General features: G+C 57.4%; 16 protein-coding genes. 7 read left to right on the forward strand and 9 right to left on the reverse strand.

Going from position 1 to position 20,871, the window contains the following annotated elements:
* A partial coding sequence (locus tag RSSM_RS33735; protein WP_044302510.1) for a hypothetical protein occupies positions 1–492 on the forward strand: 492 nt, incomplete at its 5' end.
* A gap of 83 nt (positions 493–575) precedes the next feature.
* Here RSSM_RS33735 and RSSM_RS13645 read toward each other — a convergent pair.
* Entirely contained in the window at positions 576–1,682 is a 1,107-nt protein-coding gene (locus tag RSSM_RS13645) for a site-2 protease family protein (protein ID WP_044302511.1), read from the reverse strand.
* A gap of 417 nt (positions 1,683–2,099) precedes the next feature.
* Positions 2,100–2,453, reverse strand: coding sequence for a hypothetical protein (locus RSSM_RS13650; protein WP_008679571.1), 354 nt, complete (start codon positions 2,451–2,453; stop codon positions 2,100–2,102).
* A gap of 312 nt (positions 2,454–2,765) precedes the next feature.
* Between RSSM_RS13650 and RSSM_RS13655 the strand changes: the two genes are divergently transcribed.
* Positions 2,766–4,109: a sensor histidine kinase gene (locus tag RSSM_RS13655; protein ID WP_236621138.1), complete on the forward strand. Its 1,344-nt coding sequence runs from the start codon at positions 2,766–2,768 to the stop codon at positions 4,107–4,109.
* Positions 4,110–4,115: 6 nt separating this feature from the next.
* Positions 4,116–5,225: an L-threonylcarbamoyladenylate synthase gene (locus RSSM_RS13660; protein ID WP_008679576.1), complete on the forward strand. Its 1,110-nt coding sequence runs from the start codon at positions 4,116–4,118 to the stop codon at positions 5,223–5,225.
* Between the two features lie 302 nt (positions 5,226–5,527).
* Here RSSM_RS13660 and RSSM_RS13665 read toward each other — a convergent pair whose 3' ends face one another.
* From RSSM_RS13665 to RSSM_RS13675, 3 genes are all read right to left on the reverse strand, one after another.
* Positions 5,528–6,820: a DegT/DnrJ/EryC1/StrS family aminotransferase gene (locus RSSM_RS13665; RefSeq protein WP_008679581.1), complete on the reverse strand. Its 1,293-nt coding sequence runs from the start codon at positions 6,818–6,820 to the stop codon at positions 5,528–5,530.
* Positions 6,817–7,857 (reverse strand): N-acetyl-gamma-glutamyl-phosphate reductase, encoded by a 1,041-nt coding sequence (gene argC / locus RSSM_RS13670; protein WP_044302513.1) that lies wholly within the window; start codon positions 7,855–7,857, stop codon positions 6,817–6,819. Before argC ends, RSSM_RS13665 begins: the two co-directional genes overlap by 4 nt.
* Before the next feature lie 97 nt (positions 7,858–7,954).
* Entirely contained in the window at positions 7,955–8,413 is a 459-nt protein-coding gene (locus RSSM_RS13675) for a DUF4870 domain-containing protein (RefSeq protein ID WP_008679586.1), read from the reverse strand.
* 404 nt (positions 8,414–8,817) lie between these two features.
* Between RSSM_RS13675 and RSSM_RS13680 the strand changes: the two genes are divergently transcribed.
* The 3 genes from RSSM_RS13680 to RSSM_RS13690 all read left to right on the forward strand — a co-directional run bounded on the left by RSSM_RS13680 (position 8,818) and on the right by RSSM_RS13690 (position 13,833).
* Positions 8,818–11,865 carry an FAD-binding and (Fe-S)-binding domain-containing protein gene (locus RSSM_RS13680; RefSeq protein WP_044302515.1) on the forward strand — a complete coding sequence of 1,016 codons (3,048 nt, stop codon included), beginning with the start codon at positions 8,818–8,820 and terminating at the stop codon, positions 11,863–11,865.
* 211 nt (positions 11,866–12,076) lie between these two features.
* Positions 12,077–13,213: a hypothetical protein gene (locus RSSM_RS13685; protein ID WP_008679591.1), complete on the forward strand. Its 1,137-nt coding sequence runs from the start codon at positions 12,077–12,079 to the stop codon at positions 13,211–13,213.
* A 359-nt stretch (positions 13,214–13,572) separates the two neighbouring features.
* Positions 13,573–13,833 (forward strand): membrane or secreted protein, encoded by a 261-nt coding sequence (locus RSSM_RS13690; RefSeq protein ID WP_236621139.1) that lies wholly within the window; start codon positions 13,573–13,575, stop codon positions 13,831–13,833.
* A gap of 147 nt (positions 13,834–13,980) precedes the next feature.
* Here the strand turns inward: RSSM_RS13690 and RSSM_RS13695 are convergent, their stop codons facing one another.
* Together RSSM_RS13695 and RSSM_RS13700 are read right to left on the reverse strand one after the other, a co-directional pair.
* Positions 13,981–14,940 (reverse strand): family 16 glycosylhydrolase, encoded by a 960-nt coding sequence (locus RSSM_RS13695; RefSeq protein ID WP_008679600.1) that lies wholly within the window; start codon positions 14,938–14,940, stop codon positions 13,981–13,983.
* A gap of 372 nt (positions 14,941–15,312) precedes the next feature.
* Entirely contained in the window at positions 15,313–16,680 is a 1,368-nt protein-coding gene (locus RSSM_RS13700) for a Gfo/Idh/MocA family protein (RefSeq protein WP_008679602.1), read from the reverse strand.
* Between the two features lie 641 nt (positions 16,681–17,321).
* Here RSSM_RS13700 and RSSM_RS13710 point away from each other — a divergent pair.
* The gene (locus tag RSSM_RS13710) at positions 17,322–18,962 is read left to right on the forward strand and encodes a sulfatase-like hydrolase/transferase (RefSeq protein ID WP_008679605.1); all 1,641 of its coding nucleotides are present in this window, start codon (positions 17,322–17,324) and stop codon (positions 18,960–18,962) included.
* A 180-nt stretch (positions 18,963–19,142) separates the two neighbouring features.
* Here RSSM_RS13710 and RSSM_RS13715 read toward each other — a convergent pair whose 3' ends face one another.
* Both RSSM_RS13715 and RSSM_RS13720 read right to left on the reverse strand, forming a co-directional pair.
* A complete protein-coding gene (locus RSSM_RS13715) occupies positions 19,143–19,334 on the reverse strand; it encodes a hypothetical protein (RefSeq protein ID WP_008679607.1) in 192 nt (63 codons plus the stop codon).
* 127 nt (positions 19,335–19,461) lie between these two features.
* Positions 19,462–20,688 (reverse strand): DUF1559 domain-containing protein, encoded by a 1,227-nt coding sequence (locus tag RSSM_RS13720; RefSeq protein WP_008679611.1) that lies wholly within the window; start codon positions 20,686–20,688, stop codon positions 19,462–19,464.
* Between the last annotated feature and the right edge of the window lie 183 nt (positions 20,689–20,871).

The following is a 20,871-nucleotide window of genomic DNA, read 5'->3' on the forward strand; positions in this document are numbered from 1 at the left end:
TATCGCGACCGGCAACTGCAATTCGGTGGCGGCTTCTTGCTAGGCACCATCTACGATGGGTTTACCGCAGAACACTTGGATCGAAATCAATTCGGCGAGGACTACAACAGCGCCTGGTCAGTCAACGCGAGATTGGACATCGACCGAATCACTCTCGCCGGCGAGTACGTCACCACGACGGACGATTGGCCGGTAACCCAGTCGCAGGTCTTTGCGTATCGTACCGAAGCGGCCTATTGGTTTGACCGAGGTCCGTGCGGTTCTCACGCGAGCGTTAGTTGGAGTTCGGGTGAGCAAGGCCCGTCGGGCAGTGAGTTTGAGTTCAATAATCAGTTGGTGATCGGATACGGAAAACGGTTCAGTCCTCGCTGTCGAGCGTCGGTTGAATACGTCCGCAGCAGCGGGTTTGCTCCGTTGATCGATATCACCACCGTCAGCGACCGTGACGTGGTCCAGGACAGCGTGGTGCTGGGGCTCAACCTCATTCTTTGATCGATTCCGCAAACGACCATCTCGGAGGTTTGTGGAGTCATTCTTTCGAGGCGTTTGAGCTTTGCAACGCGTGATAAATTCGCTCACGCGATGGGGCGCAAGCGGAACGTGCCCGAGGCAACCAATCGGTCGATGGTCACGGCGCCGCGGCCATTCTTGACAGCGTGACGCAGGTCGCTCTTTCGGAGCACGCCGATCACGGAGCCACCGCTCGAAACGAGAAAATCGTCCAACGAGTCGCTGCCGAGCCATCCCAGTGCACTTTTGGAGTTCCACTGGGCGCTGATGACGGGCATCGAACGTTCGTGGGCGTGTTGTTCGTGGCTGGGAGGCGGTGTGGAAGGGCTACGTTGGCCAGCGGCTTCTCGCAACAACCGGTCACGGACGCGTTGACTCGAATCGTGTTCGGCGTAGCTATCCGTGTAGCTCGGATGCGTACTGGAGGCCTGATCGGACGGCGGTGTGAACGGCGAGTTCCATGAGTTGCTGGCTTGCGATTCCGGTGTAGGACGCTCGCCTGCGGTTTCCATCCGGGCACGTAGCGATTCGCCTTGGGCGGCCAGGATGATAAAGCCGGCAACGAAAACCAACAGCAGGTTACCGCCGATCAATCCCAGCAACCCGAAGGTGGCGGCGGTCAGTTGGCCGACGCGAGCCGCGATGACGGTGGCTCGCAGGTAAGGCAAACGCATCGCGAGGATCGAACGCAGAACCCGGCCTCCGTCCATCGGGAATGCAGGCAGCATGTTAAAGACCACCAACGCCACGTTGATGATGGCGAGTTGGTACAGAAATGCGGCAACGGTTCCACTGAGCGGCGAGAGGAGCCAGAGCGTCGCGAAGATCACCGAGGCGATGACCACGTTGACCGCAGGTCCGGCCACCGCGATGGCGAGTTCTTTCCAGGGCTCGCGAGGCATGCGTTGCAGGCTAGCGACGCCGCCGATCGGCAGCAGTGTGATGTCTCGTGTTGGAATCCCGAAACGTCGTGCGGTGAGGGCGTGGCCGAATTCATGCAGCAGCACGCATGCGAAAACGCACAGCACCATCAACACGGATCCGGTCGCCGCGAGAGCCCCGCTGCCGGACGCCAAATTCGAGAAATACACCCACAGCGGGAGCAACATGAATGTCCAGTGCACCCGCACGTCAATGCCAGCGAATCGACCCAAATTCCAGGAACTGCTCATTCGGAAACACCGTTACTAGGGGACACCGTCAATGCGATATCTCGTCCGAGACATCGACGAACTCAGGTCATACGTCGCCGACGAGAAAAATGATCGCTGCAACCGAAAAGTTGCCGTCTTTTGGTGTCCGTGACATGTGAATTGGACGCGGACGGACCGTTCTACAGGCCGCGAGCGAGCGATACCGAGGCGCGAAACTCGGCAGAAAAGAGCCACTTCGTCGCATGTCTGGTGTGCGGCCTTGTCCCACAATGACGGCTTGCGGGTGGTGTGTTTCCCGTGAGCGTTTTGAGATCTGGTGTGTCCGATCGTTGTCGCGGCATCCACCGGAATTTAGGTCCCCGAAGTCTGGCGACATCGGCTAAGTCATTCTTACGCTACGTCATTCTCAAAAACGTTTTAAGTTTCGCGTTTGACTTAGAAGCCGGCCGACTGGCGCCATCGGCGTTTGTGCAAAATCCGCCGGACGGTGTCGATCATCATCCACTGCAGGATCACCAACCCGATCGGCGCCGCGAACAAGATGAACTGGCTCAGTCGTTCTCCGTTGACCCACTCGACTCCGGCTGCCGCGGCGGTCGACAACAACGCCATCACCAAGGCTCCGTTGGCGACCAACAGGCCACTGGTGATGACCGCCGACAAAAAGGTGGCCAGGCAACCTCCCGCCAGAACCGGGATCTCGATCTTCTTCGCTCCGATCCACTCTTCGGACTCATGATGAGACGGGAAGTGGTGGTCTAGGTGAGATTGGGCGTGGTCTGGATTCATAATTCACACGTTATTAATAAGCACAGCCGTGTTACGCGTTCGTCAGGTTTGCCGGCCGAAGCTACAATAGGACTTGTCGATTCTATCCGAAAACCACGACGCCTTGATCGACCGTAGGTTCACCGGTTCGGTGATCATGTCCGAAAGTCGGGCATCGCTAACGTGTTAGCTGCTGCTGGGCCACCGCCCAACGGGCTGACAAGCAAACGGTGCTTCGGATCGTATTCTCAAGGTAACCGATCGCGGGCTCCCACCCCATCCTACTCGATTCACGACGATTGAATGTCTGTATCCAGCTTAAGGCACGACGCAATGCGACCCTCCGTCGCGACCGATCCGTGCTCGTGGCTGAGTATTGGACTGGTGGCCGTGTTAGCGGTGTTATCTGTCCCCGGGTGGGTGATCGCGATCGTTGCGTCGCTGGCCATGTTTATTCTCGCCAGGCGGAGTGCCGGGCGGGACGCGATGGCGATTCGAAAGATCCAAACGGTGGAGTCGGACTCGCGTGACGCGGCCGCGAAGGCCCGCCGAGAATTGAAGTCGCTCGAGGCCCAGTCACGCCTCGGTGCGTCGGCGTTGTTGCAGTTGATCGATGGCGTTGTTGTTTTGTCGTCCGAATTATCGATCCTGCTGATCAACCCATCGGCGGTTCGGTTGTTGGGACTGGAGGGACGTGAGCCACTGCTCGGTCGTTCGATCGGCGATTGGGTTCGGCAACCGAAGCTGACCCGTCTGATCGGATTGGCGACGAGCGAGCGGCAACCTCAGGAGGCGGTGATCGAATTTCATCGTGGCGAGGTGGTGCTGCCGCTGCGGATTCGCGCTGACGTGATCGACGACGGTGAATCCGTCAAAGTTCAATTGTCGCTGCGTGACGAAACCGAAGCGAGAAAACTCGAGGGAATGCGGCGCGAGTTCATTGCGAACGTTTCCCACGAACTGAAAACTCCGTTGGCTGCCATCAAGGGGTATGCCGAAACGGTACAGCTTGCCGCGGCCGACGATCCGGACATGGCGATCCACTTCATGAACTCGATCACCGCGCAGTGTCTCCGCCTCGAACGCTTAGTCGCCGACATGATGCAACTCGCGCGGGCGCAGTCCGGTCGCGCGCAGATGAACATCGCGAGCATCTCGCTGCGTGAATCCGTTGCTGAGTCGATTCGCACTTACACGCCGGTCGCCGAAGCCAGCGGGCTAGAGTTGATGTTCCACGACGACGGCAACTCCGCGAAGGTGCTTGCCGACCGGGAGGCGGCGCTCACGATTGCCAATAACTTGGTCGGCAACGCGATTCGCTACACGCCTCGGGGAGGACGTATCGATGTGCGTCTCGAACAGGCCACGGACCGGTGGCGGTTGATCGTCGCGGACACGGGCATTGGCATCGCGGAAAAGGATCAGACAAAAATTTTCGAGCGGTTCTACCGGGGTTCCAAGAGCGCCGAAATGGCAACGTCGAGCACGGGACTCGGGCTGGCGATTGTCAAGAATCTGTCGATCGCGTTGGGCGGCAGCGTGCGGGTAGACAGCATTCCGGGCAAAGGGTCGACGTTCGTTGTCGAATTGCCTTCGGTGGTCGTGCAGGGGGAGAGCAGCGGCGACGCTGTCGGCTCTGGGGTCCCTCACATTTCTTCGGAGACCTTGGTAAGCTAGGCGGCTATGAGCCGTTCCAAGTCGTTGTTCCGATCACTCATCTGTCCTCCGTCGAGCGAATCGATTGCGCGTGCAGCGAACGCGATCCTCGAAGGCAAACTGATCGGAATGCCGACCGAAACGGTTTATGGGTTGGCGGCGCGTGGCGACATGGAATCCGCGGTCGACAAAATCTTCGCCGCTAAGAATCGGCCGCGTTCGAATCCGTTGATCCTGCATGTTGCGGACGTGGAGGATGCCGAACACCTTTTCGATATCGATGCGTCGGGAATCATCGCCGCACGTCTCAAACGTGTTCACCGGTTCTGGCCGGGGCCACTGACCGTAGTCGGTCCTCGCGATTCGCAGATCCTGGATCACGTGACCGCGGGCGGGGATACCGTGGCCGTTCGGGTGCCCGATCATCCCGTGGCACTCGAACTGCTCCGCGAACTCAAACGGCTCGCCAGTCGACCGATTCCGGTCGCCGCTCCCAGCGCGAATCGATCGAACTATATCAGCCCGACCGCGCCGGAGCACGTCGCCGAAGGACTCGGTGAAGAGGTTGCCATGGTCCTGGACGGAGGCCTGTGCCGCGTCGGGCTGGAGTCGACCATCTTGTTTCTGGGTAACGCGTCGTCATCCCCGAGAGTTCTTCGCAGTGGCGGGCTCTCCGCCGAGCAACTTTCCGAAGCGTTAGGCGAACCCGTCGGTGCCCCGCGACAAATTCAATCTTCCGATTCAGGTGACGCGTCACCCGTGGCGAAGGAATCCTTCGTGGCAGCGCCCGGTCAATTCGCCAAACACTATTCACCCAACACGCCGGTCGTTTTGCTTTCGAACGATTCCGGCTTTGCTGAGCAAAACAGTGAATTGCCACAAAATACGACCGTCCCCGCACCACGGGTGCTGCGAATCGTCTTTGGACCGCTCACAAGAGAGGTCAGTCAAGGCGCGTCAGAGGTTTGGACGCTCGCCAGTGACGGGCGCCTCGAAAGAGCCGCCTTCGAATTGTACGGGGCGCTTCGAAAAGCCGACGAAGGCCAATTCGACCGGATCGAAGTGGTGCCCTGTGAGGAAACAGGAATCGGAATCGCGATCATGGATCGCCTACGACGAGCCAGTCAGCAAGAGTAGTGAGTGGGCGTGGTCGGTGCGTCTTTCGCTGCACGGCGAAGTCGTCGACACCAATTTTTCGAACCATGTTGGTCTGCTTCCCACCGGACGATTTCAAACGGCCCTGCGTGAGCAACACAGCTCCGCCCCTTTGGAGCTTTGTGCATTCGGTTCGTAATAAGAGCTCAACGGGTGATGGCATGTACGGGGACAGGCCGTTCCATCCACGCTATCCGCCAATCGCTCCGTTCTTTAATGCAATTGCGTTTCGTAAAGCGGGTTTCCTGCGTCCCGGTCTGTTCAACGCACCGGACCTACTTCCCTCATCTTTGCTCAAGATGCTCTAGCCGCTCGATCAAATTGTTTGCGAGCAGCGCACGGTGATCGATCACGACGCAGTTTTCCCCGAGTGCTCTCGAGTGGTCCAGTGGAACCGGTTTGCTGCTGCGTCGGGGACTCGTGGCGTGCAGGCTGCGAAATCCCTTCCCGACCGGCAACCCGATGCGACGCAGTTGTTCGATCAAGCGTTCGCGTTCATCTTGCTGTTCGGGGTTTGCAAACAACGCGTACTTATAGATGGCGGCTGGCACGTCAGGCTGGATCTCGCACGCCGGATGAGCGTTCAGGGGATCCCAATTGCGCGAGTTCATGCGAATGGCCATGGCGGTGCGTCGTTCGTTGTAGCCTCGCAGTGTGGAAAGCTGAGGCAGAAGCACGGCGGATTGCAGAGCAGAAAAGGCGTACGCATCGCTCGGGCGATCGACATGCGACTTCAACCGCGCCGCAACTCTTGGGTCGCGCGTCACGACGGCGCCACCGTTTCCTGCCGACAGCAGTTTGCTGCCTCCGAAACTGTAGGCGACGACATCGGCGAGTGCTCCGACGGGAACAAAGTCGGCGTCTGTGTCGTGGCTCTCATCGGAAGAGTCATTTCCGCTGCCGCTGCCGCTGCCGCTGCCGCTGCCGCTGCCGCTGCCGCTGCCGCTGCCGCTGCCGCTGCCGCTGCCGCTGCCGCTGCCGCTGCGCCAACCGGCACCGGGGACTTGGCAGGCATCCTCGATCAAATGCCATCCGCGTTCATCGCAGATTTTGCGAATCGAGAGCACGTCAGCCAGTTCGCCATAAAGATGCGACACGATCACGGCCCGGACCGAGTCCGAGTGGATCTGCTCGAGCGAGGCTGGATCGATCGTGACGCCGTTCTCTCGCACATCAACGAGCACCGGTTTGGCGCCGAGCAACTCGATCGTGCGAAAGTTGCCAGGGTAGTCGTAGGCCGCGACGATAACCTCGTCGTCTGGTTTGACGCCTACGCCTCGAAGGGAAAGTTCGACGGCCGCCGAACCGCTCGAACACAGTCGAACGTTGATGTCGCGTTGAATGCGATCCGCATGCCGGTGCCAGGGAGACGAGTCGTGCGTGGTCCACCGATCGTTGACCCGGCAGAGGTTTGCGAATTGTTCGGCGCACCGCGAATGCAGGTCTGTGTGGTACCTGCCCCATTCGCCTTCATCCCAGATATGCTGGAGCGACTGAAAGACTGCCGGATCGTTGGGCGGCCACACCGGCCAACCCTGATCGTCCAAGGAAAGCTGGTTGAGTGCTTCGCCGCTCACAGTCCTGTCATCTGGTCGATGCCGAACATCACGTTCATGTTTTGAATCGCCGCACCGCTGGCGCCTTTCGAAAGGTTATCGATGGCACAAACGATAATCACCCGGCCGGGCTGATCTTCGTTACCCGACACGCGAACCGTCATCTGGACATGATTCGTCATCGCAACGTGCTTCGTTGCCGGAAGGTGATCGACGACATGCACGAACGGATGGTCGCGGTATGTGTCACGCAGTTGAGCCATCAAACGGGATGAGACACTTTCGACGGTATCGTTGTCCTGCAGCACCGGTCGAGCGTAGATGGTCGACAAAATCCCGCGGTCCATCGGTGTCAGGTGCGGGGTGAAAAGAACGTTGACCGTTTTGTCCGCGATGCGGTGAATCAGATCCTGCATTTCCGGGCCGTGACGATGCGAGGCGATGGCGTACGCGGCGATCGACTCGTTAGCTTCACAGTACAGGGTACCGAGTTTCGGTGAACGGCCCGCTCCGCTGACACCGCTCTTGGAATCGACGATGATGTCGTCCGCTTCGATCAGTCCGGCTTTGACGAGCGGGGCCAACGGCATGATGGCCGACGTCGGATAGCAACCAGGGTTGGCGACCACATCGGCGTTGGCGATTTCATCGCCGAAGAATTCTGGCATGCCGTACACGACGTTGCCCACGCGATCGGGCCACGGATGAGTCACGCCGTACCATTTTTCGTAGAGCGGAACGGACGAAAGTCGAAAGTCCGCGCTGAAATCGATCACGCGGATGCCCGCCAACGCCAAGTCGCGGACGCTCTCGGCCGAGGCCCCGTGCGGCAGGCAACACATCGCCACGTCGGCATTCTCGGCAATCGTTTTGGGATCGAAAGGTTGCAAAGCGACGTCGCATCGACCGGCCAAGGAAGGGTGGATTTCCGAAAGCGGCTTCCCCTCGTCCGACCGACTGGTCGCGATCGTCAGCTCCGCTTTTTCATGCGACAGAAGAATCCGAGCGACTTCGAGGGCGGTGTATCCAGTCGAACCGATCAGGGCAACGCGAATCATGTTGGAGAGGTTCTCTTGCAAAGATGGTGGGCTCAAAAAATAAATCGTACCCGAAGACCCGTTTTCTTTCGATCGGTCCGGTTTCGAATGGCTTTCATTAGAAGAAATGGATGCTACCGGGATAGTCCCACGGTCGCCCTTCATTGGCCTTGATGGCGCCGACTGCCGGATAGAGTAGCGACAAAATCGCGAGGATCATGAATCCAAAGAAACCGACGACAACGAAAAGAAGCAAGACGCAGATCAATGAATAGATCAGTGAGGAGAGCAACCAGTTCGCGACAATTCGGCCGTGGATGTCCATTTCGGGAATGTCGTCCTTCTTGAGTTGCCAAATCAAAATCGGTACCGCGAATCCGAGTATCGGGAACGCAAATCCCAAATACTGCGACATGTGTAAGAGCATCGCCATTTGGTTTGCGGACGCACTCGGCATGGAGAAACGCTGCGGTTCGCCGGCGAGCACGCGAGCCTTGGCTTCCTGAAACTCCGTTTCGGTCAACTCACCGCGATCCCGGAGTTCGGTCAATCGCTGAATTTCGTAGGCAACGCTCATGGTTGAATCGCTCGCAATAGGGATGGGACTGACAATGTCCAAGGGGCGACGATGCTCCTCTAATTATCGTGTTCTGATCAATGAGTGCCAAGGACCGGCACCGCCGAAGCACAGCATGGAAAATGACAAATCCTACCAGCCGTGGATCGGGTTAACGCCGGCCAACGCCGCTCGGACGATTGGTATGCGAAGGGGGGCTTTCATACTGGCCGATTTTGAAAAGAACCGAGGCGCGTTCCCGCAAAAAAGTTCACAGTCCCACAGCCGGTCCGAACCAATCGGAACCTGAAAAACGAAACCGCGTGTCAGGGAGGCCGGAACATCGATCTTGGGTACACTCATGATCTGTGCGCAGCGCGTCGGTTTGGTGCGCTGTGTTGCCTCACCTGACGGAACTTGCATCGATGAAGCCATCCTCCGAAGCTCGCCCGACCTCGTCTGATTGGATCCAACTCGCCGGCGCAATCGCGGGCGAATTGCACACGGGGGATCTGATGCGGCGAATCTACGCGACCGATGCGTCTGCGTACCAGGAAATGCCTGCCGCGGTCGCGATACCCAAATCCGACCAAGACATCGCCACGTTGATCGGGTTTGCGAAAAAGCATCGGATCGGGGTGATCCCACGCACCGCGGGAACATCGTTGGCCGGTCAGGTTGTTGGCGATGGAATTGTTGTGGACGTTTCGCGGCACTTCACACGGATTCTCGAGGTGAACACGGACGAGGGTTGGGTGCGTGTGCAACCAGGAGTCATTCGCAACGAACTCAACGCGCACCTCGAGCCGCTCGGGTTCTGGTTCGCCCCGGAAACATCCACTCAGAACCGCGCCATGATCGGTGGGATGGTCGGCAACAATTCGTGCGGCAGCAACAGCATCAAATTCGGCAGCACGCGGGATCACCTTCTCGCGGTCAGCGGGTTTTTGTCCGACGGCAGTGAAGTCGAATTTTCCGAGATGACGGTGAGCCATTTCGCGGAAAAGTGCGAAAACAAATCGACACTCGAAGGACGGCTCTACCGGCACGCGCGTGATCGCCTGAGTGATACGGATGTGCGAGAGGAGATCACTCGAGAGTTTCCCAATTCCTCGATCCGTCGACGCAATACGGGCTACGCGTTGGATCTGCTGATGGACGCCGACGTCTTTGGTCGGTCTCAAGAAACCGACAGCAACTACGACAGTTCATCGACTGCTGATGAACGAGCTAACGAGGCAAGCGGAACCACCGCGAAGCCGTTTAACTTCTGTCGTTTGATCGCCGGCAGTGAGGGGACTCTGTTCTTGGCAACGGAGATCAAACTGCGGATCCTGCCACTCCGTCCGCCATGCTCGGGATTGATGTGTGTTCACTTTCGCAGTGTCGAGGAAGCCCTCAATGCGACGTTGGTCGCCGTTCAACACGACATTGACGCGTGTGAGTTGATCGACAAGGTCATTTTGAACTGCACGCGGCGAAGCATCGAGCATCGTCAGAATCGTTTCTTCATCGAGGGCGATCCCGCTGCGATCTTGGTTACCGAAGTCCGCGGTCATACGGAGGATGAGGTGCGAGCGACTGCCGATCGGATCGCCGGAGAGATGAAAGCCGCGGGGCTAGGCTATCACTTTCCCGTTCTCTTTGGCGAACAGGGCAACCGGGTTTGGGATCTCAGAAAGGCGGGCTTGGGGCTGCTAGGGAACATTCCCGGTGACGAGAAGACTGTGCCGGTGATTGAAGACACCGCAGTCGATGTTCGTGATCTGCCCGCCTACATCGCGGAAGTGAATGCTTGTTTGCGGAAACGGTTTGGTTTGGAATGCGTGCAATACGCGCACGCGGGATCTGGCGAAATTCACCTGCGGCCGATCATCAATCTCAAAACAGCCGAAGGCAAGTTGCTCTTTCGCCAGGTGGCGTCGGAGGTTGCCGCGATCGTCAAGAAGTATCGTGGATCGTTGTCTGGCGAACACGGTGACGGAAGACTTCGCGGCGAGTTTCTCAGGCAGATGATCGGCGATCGAAACTATTCGCTCGTGCGTGAATTCAAGAAGGTCTGGGATCCGGAAGGCATCTTCAATCCCGAAAAGATCGTTGACACTCCGCAGATGAACACCTCGTTGCGATACGAACCCGGACAGACGTCGGGAGAAGCGATTCAGACCGTGTTCGACTTTTCCGCTAACCAGGGAATACTGCGCGCCGCCGAGATGTGCAACGGTTCGGGAGATTGTCGCAAGACACACCTGACCGGCGGCGTGATGTGCCCGAGTTACATGGCGACGCGGAATGAAAAAGACACCACTCGGGCACGAGCCAATACGCTTCGGCAAATCCTGACCACGTCGAAAAAGCTGAACCCTTTCGATAGCGAGGAGATCAAGGAGGTGATGGATCTCTGCCTTTCGTGCAAAGGGTGCCAGTCGGAGTGTCCGTCGACGGTGGACATGGGAAAGATGAAAGCCGAGTTCCTGCAACACTACTATGATGCAAACGGTGTCCCGCGGCGTGCACGGATGGTCGCGAACTTCGTCAAAATACAATCGCTGCTCGGTATGGCTCCGTCGGTCGTGAACGGTTTCATGAGCGTGCCGTTGATCCGCCGATCGGTGAACCGACTTCTCGGTTTTCACCCCAACCGCAGCATTCCCAAAGTGGCTCGGCAAACGTTTCGCAGTTGGTTTGAGAAGCGAGAGCAGAAGGTCCCCGGGGCGGGAAGCAACGATCGTCGTGTTTTGATTTTTGTGGACGAGTTTACCAATCACAATGAACCGGAAATTGGTATCGCGTTGGTGCGGTTGGCTGAAACGCTCGGCTATGAAGTGAGCCTTCCCGACCATGTTGAAAGCGGCCGCAGTTCGTTGTCGAAAGGGTTGCTGCGCGATGCGAGGGAGATCGCAAGAAAGAACGTTGAGATGTTGATGGATGTTGTTACGGAGGAAACGCCGCTGGTCGGGATCGAACCGTCCGCGATCCTGTCCTTCCGCGATGAGTATCCGCAGTTGGTGGGTGACGACCTCAAGGAGCAAGCTGAATTACTCGCGACTCGCTGCTTATTGTTCGATGAATGGTTGGAACAGGAGGTGGGCTCCGGTCGTGTCACATCCGAGGCATTCGACGACACGCCGCGAACGATTTTGGTGCACGGCCACTGCCACCAGAAGACGCTCTCGAGTTTGCAACCAACGTTGCGAGTTCTTGAATTGCCTTCGCAGACGACCGCGTCGCTGATCCGGAGCGGTTGTTGCGGGATGGCAGGGGCATTCGGGTACGAAAGTGAGCACTACGATGTGTCGATGAAAATCGGAGAGTTGGTTTTGCTGCCGGCGGTGCGAGCGGCCGCTGCCGACACGTTGATCGCGGCCGCGGGGACTTCGTGCCGGCATCAGATCCTCGACGGAACCGGCAGGAAGGCGATGCACCCGATCGAAATTCTCGCGGACGCTCTCGCACCAATCAGTGATCGATAGCGAACTCGATCTTGCCGTGGCCGCAGCAAGACCTGCAGGTTTCACGGTGGTTTGTTTCATGCGGCGTCTTCAACGCCGCGCAAGTGTCGGGCATCGGGGCGGTTCGTGTGTGATGGAATCCAGCGAGCCGGTATTCGGGTTGTTATCTTGCGGTGTTTCTTGCTAACGCAACGTAGGAGAGCGTTTGTCAGTAGAAACATGCGTGGCCCTAATGTTTCACGAAAGTGTTTCATGCTGTGCCGGGATTTTTCTGTCGGACATCGCGAAGATTTCACTTGACTTTTCGCAAACACGCGAAAACGTGCAGGCAGATTCGGCTCATCGTTGTGGTGAGACGCAGAAGATGGAACTGCGAAGAAGGAGCGAAACGATGCGGCGGAAACGGATGCGACGGAAAAAGGATTCACTTGGACTGTTTCAAGTCCTGTTGTTCGGTACGTTTTTCTACCTATGGAGCTTCGTCGGCTCGAGCCCGGTGGGAACGCATACCTTGCACGCCGAAACGTCAGGTTTGCCGTTTCGTCCGATCGGCAGCCCCAGTGCGGTCGACCAATTTCAGAGCGAGAAACGCTACGCCGAAACGGCCTACCGCGACCAAGAAACCTACCCGCGTCACGCGAACTTCTCGACAGGCTCAGCGACAAGAACAGACGGGAACGTTCGTCAGGTATCGATGCAGTCGGGCGGATTTGCGTTGCCACCGGGAGGCGGAACGGCTCCCGCACCTAGCGAATTCACGCCTCCGCCATTGAACACGCCGCCGGCGATGACGGTACCCAATTTGCAAACTGCCCCCGCGACGAGCCAACCGCAATTCACGGCACCACCTTCGACGTCGGCTCCCTCGAATGTGACGACGCCTCGTTCGCTGCCCACCCCGGGAGCGGTACCTAACGGTGGTGCTCCGTCCACGTTCAACTCGGGCGGATTGTCGAATTCCCCTGGGCCGATCGCGGACTACCAACCCGTCGCACCTCCGCAGTTGTCCAACGGAGGCTTCGCCACAGCAAGCGATTGTCGATTGATCACGCCGGCGAGTAACTACTCCGCAATGAGTCCGTATGGGGATACGTGTGGATGCGGCGAGGTGATGCCCACCGGATACGCCGGCACCTATGTTCCACCGCCGGCGCAAATCCCTGCGCCGGCCGCCATGCCTTCGTACACCGTGACGCCACCGCCAACCACGGCCGTGACGACTCCGCCTTCGGCTGCCCCGGTCGGAAGCCTTGTGACGTTCGGACAGGAAACCTTGCCGGTCCAAGTGGGGCAGGGGCTGTGGGGCCAACCGGTTGCCTATGTTCCCGGGCAGCGATTCCGAAATTGGCTGCGATATTTTTCGTTCTAGTAGTGCGTCGAACGAGCGAAATCGGTTACCTATAGCGACGAGCAACACCAGTCATCGCAAAGACGTCCGTTGGCCGTGAACCGACCGATATGGTTTGCGGAAGTCGTTCGCGAATCGCCATTGTCTTGTCGAACACTTGGCTGACCCCCGGAGCACGCAAATCTGTTTCAATCGTCAAGGCCGCGTCGATCGGATCGGATTGGCAGGGCTTCGTATCTTGCCAGGCAATTGGTTTGAGTAAGAACGGCTCGATATTCCGAAGAAACGAGTGGTGTCGTCTTGCCCAACGCTACCTCCCAATCGCAGGGCGTCGGACACCATCACTCCCATTTCAGTCACCTTCACGGAAAGAAGATCCCATGCGCACTACGTTCCATCTGGGGATCGCTTCGTGCCTCTTGTTCGCGGTTGTCGCCGCAGGATGCCGCGGTCGATCGTTTTTGCCAGCCGCCGGGTCGATGAATCAACAGCAGGCCAACGCGGTGGTTCATGACCCATACCCTCTCGATGATATCGGACCGAGCGACCAAGGTGCTCGTCCGCCGAGCTATCAAAACCCACTGCCCGAACCGGTTCGCAACCGCATCGGCGCCGACGCCATGCCCTGGCTCGGCCGGTAGTTTTGAAACGCCGAGTGTGCTTCCCGTAGTTGGACTCGCCTGAGTTCAGGATTTCCCGGTCCGCGGGGGCGTTTCGGCGGGTTTATGTTCCGTCCGAAGTCTTGGCGACTTCGGCTATGTTTGGGTGGGGCGACGCATTCTTGCGAACTACTCTCGCACCAAGACGTATGCTCGGACCCAGTCATACAGCGTGCTGTTTTTGCTCTCATCGTTGAGCATTTCGTCGGTCGGCAATCCGGGTTCCCAGTCATAGGTTTCCGTTACCAAGTGCATGTACATGGGGCGGGCGAATGGCAGCGGGTTGTAGTCGGTTTTGGGATGCACGGTGAACATGAACTTCGCGTCATGGTAAAAGTGCATGGTGTTTGCATCGACCCACCAAACGCCGTAGGTGTGGAAGTCATCCGCGGTGTTGGGGATCTCGGTCGGTGGATTTCGCGGGCCTCCCTGGCTCACGTTCGGCGGATCCTTCTTGCCGTGAACGTTGACTTGATAATGAGTGTTCGCGTTGAACTGTTGATTCCAAGTTGCGAGTTTGGTTGGCGCGCCGATTGTTTCGATGATGTCGAGTTCTTGGCGGTGTGACTCTTCCACATAGGTTCCGTCTTCACGAATGTAACGAACGGGTTTGGGAAGATTCTTCAGCCAGAACGTCGAGGACATCGGGGTCGCCGATGCTTTCATGCGAGTCTCATAGTAGCCATACCACGCTTGATCGCTTTTTGACGCGACCGCTCCTCCGGCGAGCGTGTACTTGTCGCCTGGTCTGCCGTCGCTGCCTTCGGAAGGAATCAGACGCCGGTTTCGAATCCGCAGAAAGCCGTCTCCAACCGAAACCGTGTCCGCTTTGAAAGTGGCCGGCGGACGACCGTTACGCCAATAGGGGCTCTTGGAGAACCATTTCTCTTGGTTCAGTTTCGAACCTTCGAACTCATCGGTGAAGTCCGGGTTCACTGCCCATCGGTATCCCTTGGGTGGTTCCGGTAAAGTCGAAATGTGCTTGATGGCAGGCGCGTACGCCTTGGAGTTCGACGAGTCATGGTCAACGTTGGGATGCGTGACCGCGAGGAGTATGTAGGCAGCGATGCTCAGGAGAGAGGTGTTCATGGGTGATTGCAGGTGGGGATTTTTGGAGGGAAGAATGGAGTGGGAGGGACGTAGGTAGGAACTGTAACTCGGTGGGTAGTTTGTTGGAATCTTTTTGCAGTGAGCCGGAACGACATCTTCGGGTAGTGAAACTCGCCAAGAGTTTCAGCGAGGGGTAGCAAGCACCGGAAGTCTTGGCGGGCTGTCGATTTAATCAAGAGTCAACCTGTTTTCGTTTAACCGGTAGCCGTAGGCGACGCTTGACGGAACACAACCTACCCTTCGGGCACGGGTTAAACGAAAATTGAACGGTATTGCGTTTAACGAGTAAATCAACAGCCCGTTGGCGACTTTCGCTACGGGTGAACCCAGATAATTTGCTACCGAAATCTACTAGCCTTCGATTTCGAAACCTTCCCGGTATGGACGGCTCATCATCGCGGCGGCTTGGTCGTCACCGACGATCATCTCGGTCGCTTGATCCCACTGGATGGTACGTCCGAGACGGCAGCAGATTCCGGCCAAGTGACAGACGTTGAGCATCTTCATGTGCGAGTGAACGTCCGAAATTGGCAGGGTTCGGTGTTCGATCGAGTGTATAAAGTTTGCCCAGTGCGCGGGGCGATCGTTGCCGATCATCGGCATGCCACGGTAGACCTTTGCGACGGCATCTTCGGGCAGCGGTTTGGATTGGAGTTCTTCGACCGGTTTACCAACGAGTTTGCCACGGCTGACGAAGATGCGTCCCCGTTCGCCTTCGAACAGGAGCCCGTTGTCAACATCGTGGCGGATGTTCATCGTCACGTCACCGTCTGCGAAGGCAACGTTGAGATCGAATTGGCGGGCGGTGTTGTACCGGTTGTGTTGGACCGGCATGCCGTCGACAAACTCAACGTCGTGTACGGCGGTCCCACTGACCGAAGCCGGATCGCTGTTTTGTCCGGCTGCGTCGATACCGAGCATTGCGATATCGACATGGTGAGCGCCCCAGTCGGTGAGCTTTCCACCGGAGTGTTCGTACCACCAGCGAAAGTGCGTATGACCGTTCGTGTAGCGACGCTTGGAATCCTCGAGATAGCGATACTCCATCGTGGGAGTTGGCCCGAGCCAACGGTCCCAGTCGAGTTCTTTGGGGACCTCCGCTACAGGGATCTCCGGGCTCCAACCTCCCGAGTCGATTCCAACGGTGATCTTTTTCAATTTGCCCAGACGCCCGTCCGCGATGATCGCGAGGGCTTTGTTGAACAAGTTAAAACTGCTGCGTTGTTGCGTTCCGACTTGGACGACCCGGCCAGTTTCCTTTTGCACGCGTCGGATCAGTTTGCCCTCGTCGATCGTCAGCGTCAGCGGCTTTTCGCAGTACGCGTCTTTGCCGGCTCGCATCGCTTCGATGAGGATTTTGGTGTGCCAATGATCCGGCGTTGAGATTTGCACGACGTCCACATCATCACGCGCAAGCACTTCGCGGTAATCGCTGTACAGGTCCGCCTCGCCGTCGCATAACATCGCATTGCCGCGATCCAAATGACGCGAGTCGACGTCGCACAACGCGACGAGATCGGCAAACTCTTTGCCAACCGGCGCGGTGCGGGTGCCGTTTCCGCCGACACCGATGAGGGCAAATCGCAGTCCTGATTTTTTGGATTGAGCGAACGCGGTGTTCGTTGTGAACGTGTACGGAATCATCGCGGCCGCAGTCGTTGCGGTGGCACACGAAAGGAATTGACGACGGCTGGTATTGAAAGGTTTTGGGCGTGGCATCGATCGGCTCCATTGGAAACGCGAGCGGCGTTTCGGAGGTGGGGAATGGCGGGGGGAGACTGCCAAGACGAACGCGACTGTTTCCTATGTCGCGGCACTCTGTGGTTCCTATGTCGCGGTACTCTGTGGCACCGTTGTGGCACCGTTGTGGCACCGTTGTGGCACCGTTGTGGCACCGTTGTGGCACCGTTGTGGTTCCTCGTCGAGAGATTGTCGTCGAGTGATAGTCTCGGTCATCGTTGACTGAATATCAATGATCGATCTTGGCAAACTGTCAACATGTCGCTGCGGTTCTTTGGACGCTTCGTGCTCTATGGAATCTGGTTGCGTTTGTTCGGTGTGCAGGACGATTGAGAACGGGCAATCCAGTGCAGCGTAGCCATCCAGTGCAAAATATCCGTGCAGAGCGATTGCGCCGTTATGACGCAGCACTTTCTGTTGACGTTTGAACGACTCGGTTCATTTCCTATGTGTGTCGATTACGGTCGCCCGGTTCTTGCAGGTCTATGGAGTCGTCACGCCGCGTGTTCGGTTGATCGCGGTCACGAGCGTGCGAAGGATGCGTGTCGCATCGATCGAATTGAGATACTCTGTGCCGATTTGCGTACAGCCTTTTAAATCACTGTCCCCATGAGCTTGAGATGTGTCGTATTCTGTTGATGTTGATGGCGGTTCTGAGTTTTCGAGCGGTCGAGGCTGCCGACAAACCGAACATCATTTTGCTGTTCGCTGACGACATCAGCGCCCGTGAACTGCCGCTGTACGGTTCGAACGTGTGGAGTCCGCCGGAGGGTGGCGACACGAGCGACCTGAAGTACCGCGCCACGACGCCGGTCCTCGAGCAGTTGGCCGAAGACGGTTGTTGGGTCACGACGACTTGGGCGGCCACGGTTTGTTCGCCGAGTCGTGCGATGATGATGACCGGACGATACGCTCACCGTCACAAGTGGTGGACCAATCGGGATATCGGCGAAGTTCAACGAGAGGATGGGACCTACGAGAAGTGGCCGTTGTACGAAAGTTCTCCGTTGCAAATCGGTCACATTGCTCGGCAGGCGGGCTATGGAACATTTTGGGCCGGCAAGACGCAGATGGCGGGCGATCTGCAAAAGTTCGGCTTCGATGAAGGTTGTTTCACCCCAGGGAAGCTGACCGATCGCGACAACCCATACACGGATTTCAAACACGCCTATGTGAAGCGAAATGGCGAACGCGTGTTGATCAACGTCGACACCGGCGAGCCAGCGGATACCTATTGGCAGCACGGTTGGTATTGGTATCCACACGTCCGTCTGATGAACCATCCTGAATCCCGAAAGAAGCCTGAATCCCGAAAGAAGATGGAGTGGTGGCCGAACACGCCCGAATCACGCGAGTCTTTTGGGCCTCACACTTATGGTCCCGATGTGGAATTGCAGTTCGTTTTCGAATACATGCAGCGGCAACATGCGGCCGATAAACCGTTCTTTGTCTATCACTGTTCTCACCTCGGCCACGATGCGTTTGATTGGCTGCACCCGGATATGAACACCAAGTGGCCTGGGACGCCGGTCGTAAAATGGGACGGCACCGGGTACTCGCGCGTGCCGACGAAAATTACCGGTGACGATGGAGTCTACGACACGCACGGTACCGTCACCGAACCGGGGATCCATCATCACGTGAACTATCTCGACTACCAGATGTGGTTGTATCGAAAGAAGCTTGCTGAGATGGGCATCGACGACAACACGATCATCATCTTTTGTGCTGACAACGGAACGAGCGGCTACGGGAAACACCAATCCGACCGGCAAAAGGGAACACATGTGCCGTTGATCATCTACGCCCCCGGAATGACCAAACACGGTCGGCAAGATGTCCTCGTCAACCTAGCGGATTTCCTACCGATGATTGCCGACGTCGTCGGAGTGGAGATTCCGAGCGACTACCCGATCGATGGTGAGAGTTTGTGGCCGTTCCTGATGACGGACAAACGCACTCATCGGGATTGGATCTATGCCTACCGGGGCGCCGAGCAATTGATCCGCAGCCAGTATTTGATGAAAGATGGACGCGGGCGTTGGTGGGATGTGCGGAATCTACCCGACGATTTGATCAGCTTTCCGGAGATCAAAGAGTGGGACAACGCATTGGAATTGCATCGTGCCGAGCGTGAGCGTTTGACGGAAACCATCGAACCGTTTGACTTGCACGCGACCGAGCACGACGCACCCGGAACGCGACCGAACCCAAACGCGGCCTACCTGAAACAGAAGAAAAAGGGCAACGCAAAGAAGTAGGTGCGTTGATTTGTTAGGGCAGGCAAGTCGTGATTTAATGCTGACGGTAGCGAGGCAGCCGAATTGGCTGCGCACTCGACTTCACTCTCGGTTTTGACGTGTCGGATCTCGGCTGTTGATGTCGCCAGAATTCAAACCATCGAAGTCTGGCGACATCGGCCATGTCATTTGGAGAACGCTCTAACGAGTTTTGCTTTCTTCGTTGAGTTCTTTTCCGGCTTGCTCGGCGGCTTCGACGAGTTCGGGATGTTCGGAAAGGTAGTCGCCAATTTCATTGCCGCTGGTGACCTCGGTTTTTGTTTCACAACCGGCCACTGAGCAGATCAGGAAAACGGAAAAGAGTAGGGTGAGCGATCGCGAATGAATTTTCATAGATGGGTCGTGGAAGGTTGGGGATTTCGAGTACGTGTCGCTCGAGGACTTCCCCGAGCGACGTGAAAACTAGCGATTCAGGAAGAGGATCGATTTGCGGCGATTGGCAGGCTGCGTTGAGTCACGATCAAAACTCTTGGTCGATCACTTCGCGGCTTGCACGGGTACCGAGCGATCCCCACAGACCGAAGGGGCTCGCCGTTCCCGGCGGCAAACCATCGCCACGGTCGGAGACCTGAGCGCTGTTGAGGTTGCCTGATTCGATGGAATCGGTGATGAACTTCACCGCTCCGTCACCCATCAGGATATGCACGCCACCTTGGTGACGGCTGCTAGGTGGCAAAGAACCTGATCCCGATTCACCGCCGGCAACACAGACTTCACGGTTGGGCGGGAGGATCGTATTGAATCCGCTGTAGCCGATCATCCCGTATGCCCATTTGTATCCACGTTTTCGCTCGGCATTCGTATCGGTGCTCGCGCCCGAGTCCCAAAACTGCGGCCGTTCTGTGTCGACCATCGGTTGGCAGACGACCGCGCGACCTGCGGCGGTGAAGAACCGAGCGTCACGGTTGCTATTGCCCGCATTGCCAAACTCCGATCGCTTGTCGCGATCGCCAAGGTCGGAAATGATTTCACCCGCCGCGATGGTGTTCGACAAACCATCCAATACGTCACGAAAGGCCGTTTGATGTCGCGGGACGAACATGCCACGCTGCGAATCGCGGATTTCATCGGCCTGATCCGAAGATGGCGGATCGTTGTAGTCGTTGATCGCACCGATATCACCATGGTGCGCACTGTCGCCGGCACACCAGGCATAGTTCGTTCGGCCTTGGGCGGGCAAGCCTGTTCCTGGATCGCTGGGGCAGCGAAGAGTTGGGATTGTCGTCAACCACGGTTCGTAGACGTTGTCCGTTCCGTGATGAGCGAGCAGCATGACTGGGGATGGCCCCATTGCTTGAACGATGCCATTGTTCGTTTGCATCGGGTTGGATATTTGTTCCCAGATGGCCTGTTGTTCAAAGAACGGGGTCAGAGGTACTAACCAATTGAGGAACATGCGGCTGTTCGCAGTCGGAGCGGTGTAGTACTGCGGATCGTTGCGTGAGTTGACACCATCGTTGATTGCGTTCGTTCCGCCGAGCGTCATCGGAAGGCGGTTGTAGGCGGAGTGGTAGTTGTGCATCGCCAAGCCGAGTTGCTTGAAGTTGTTGCTGCAACTCATTCGTCTCGCTGCCTCACGTGCCGCTTGTACGGCGGGAAGCAAAAGACCGACGAGCACACCGATGATTGCAATGACGACCAGCAGTTCTACCAAGGTAAAACCGCGGCGAGATTTTGACTTTGTCATAGGAGTCTTTCGTGATGAGGGGATGGGGATGTATCCGGTTTGAGAACAAGGATGCGTCGACTTCGTGGAGACAGGCAAAGATGCGGTTACTGGAGTCCGCTGACGTGCTAGGTGCCTGTGGATCGTGAAGAGGACGATCGGCAATAATGGGGCACATCGATTCATTTCGTGATCGAACGGGTG

The sequence above is a fragment of the Aporhodopirellula sallentina SM41 genome (assembly GCF_000346505.1).
In the GTDB taxonomy this organism is placed as follows: Bacteria; Planctomycetota; Planctomycetia; order Pirellulales; family Pirellulaceae; genus Rhodopirellula; species Rhodopirellula sallentina.

What these genes read in the sequence shown, in the direction of transcription:
- RSSM_RS13645 (WP_044302511.1), bottom strand. Translation starts at nt 1,682, where the DNA reads ATGAGCAGTTCCTGGAATTTGGGTCGATTCGCTGGCATTGACGTGCGG.
- RSSM_RS13650 (WP_008679571.1), bottom strand. Translation starts at nt 2,453, where the DNA reads ATGAATCCAGACCACGCCCAATCTCACCTAGACCACCACTTCCCGTCT.
- RSSM_RS13655 (WP_236621138.1), top strand. Translation starts at nt 2,766, where the DNA reads ATGCGACCCTCCGTCGCGACCGATCCGTGCTCGTGGCTGAGTATTGGA.
- RSSM_RS13660 (WP_008679576.1), top strand. Translation starts at nt 4,116, where the DNA reads ATGAGCCGTTCCAAGTCGTTGTTCCGATCACTCATCTGTCCTCCGTCG.
- argC (WP_044302513.1), bottom strand. Translation starts at nt 7,857, where the DNA reads ATGATTCGCGTTGCCCTGATCGGTTCGACTGGATACACCGCCCTCGAA.
- RSSM_RS13675 (WP_008679586.1), bottom strand. Translation starts at nt 8,413, where the DNA reads ATGAGCGTTGCCTACGAAATTCAGCGATTGACCGAACTCCGGGATCGC.
- RSSM_RS13680 (WP_044302515.1), top strand. Translation starts at nt 8,818, where the DNA reads ATGAAGCCATCCTCCGAAGCTCGCCCGACCTCGTCTGATTGGATCCAA.
- RSSM_RS13685 (WP_008679591.1), top strand. Translation starts at nt 12,077, where the DNA reads ATGTTTCACGAAAGTGTTTCATGCTGTGCCGGGATTTTTCTGTCGGAC.
- RSSM_RS13690 (WP_236621139.1), top strand. Translation starts at nt 13,573, where the DNA reads ATGCGCACTACGTTCCATCTGGGGATCGCTTCGTGCCTCTTGTTCGCG.
- RSSM_RS13695 (WP_008679600.1), bottom strand. Translation starts at nt 14,940, where the DNA reads ATGAACACCTCTCTCCTGAGCATCGCTGCCTACATACTCCTCGCGGTC.
- RSSM_RS13700 (WP_008679602.1), bottom strand. Translation starts at nt 16,680, where the DNA reads ATGCCACGCCCAAAACCTTTCAATACCAGCCGTCGTCAATTCCTTTCG.
- RSSM_RS13710 (WP_008679605.1), top strand. Translation starts at nt 17,322, where the DNA reads ATGTGTCGTATTCTGTTGATGTTGATGGCGGTTCTGAGTTTTCGAGCG.
- RSSM_RS13715 (WP_008679607.1), bottom strand. Translation starts at nt 19,334, where the DNA reads ATGAAAATTCATTCGCGATCGCTCACCCTACTCTTTTCCGTTTTCCTG.
- RSSM_RS13720 (WP_008679611.1), bottom strand. Translation starts at nt 20,688, where the DNA reads ATGACAAAGTCAAAATCTCGCCGCGGTTTTACCTTGGTAGAACTGCTG.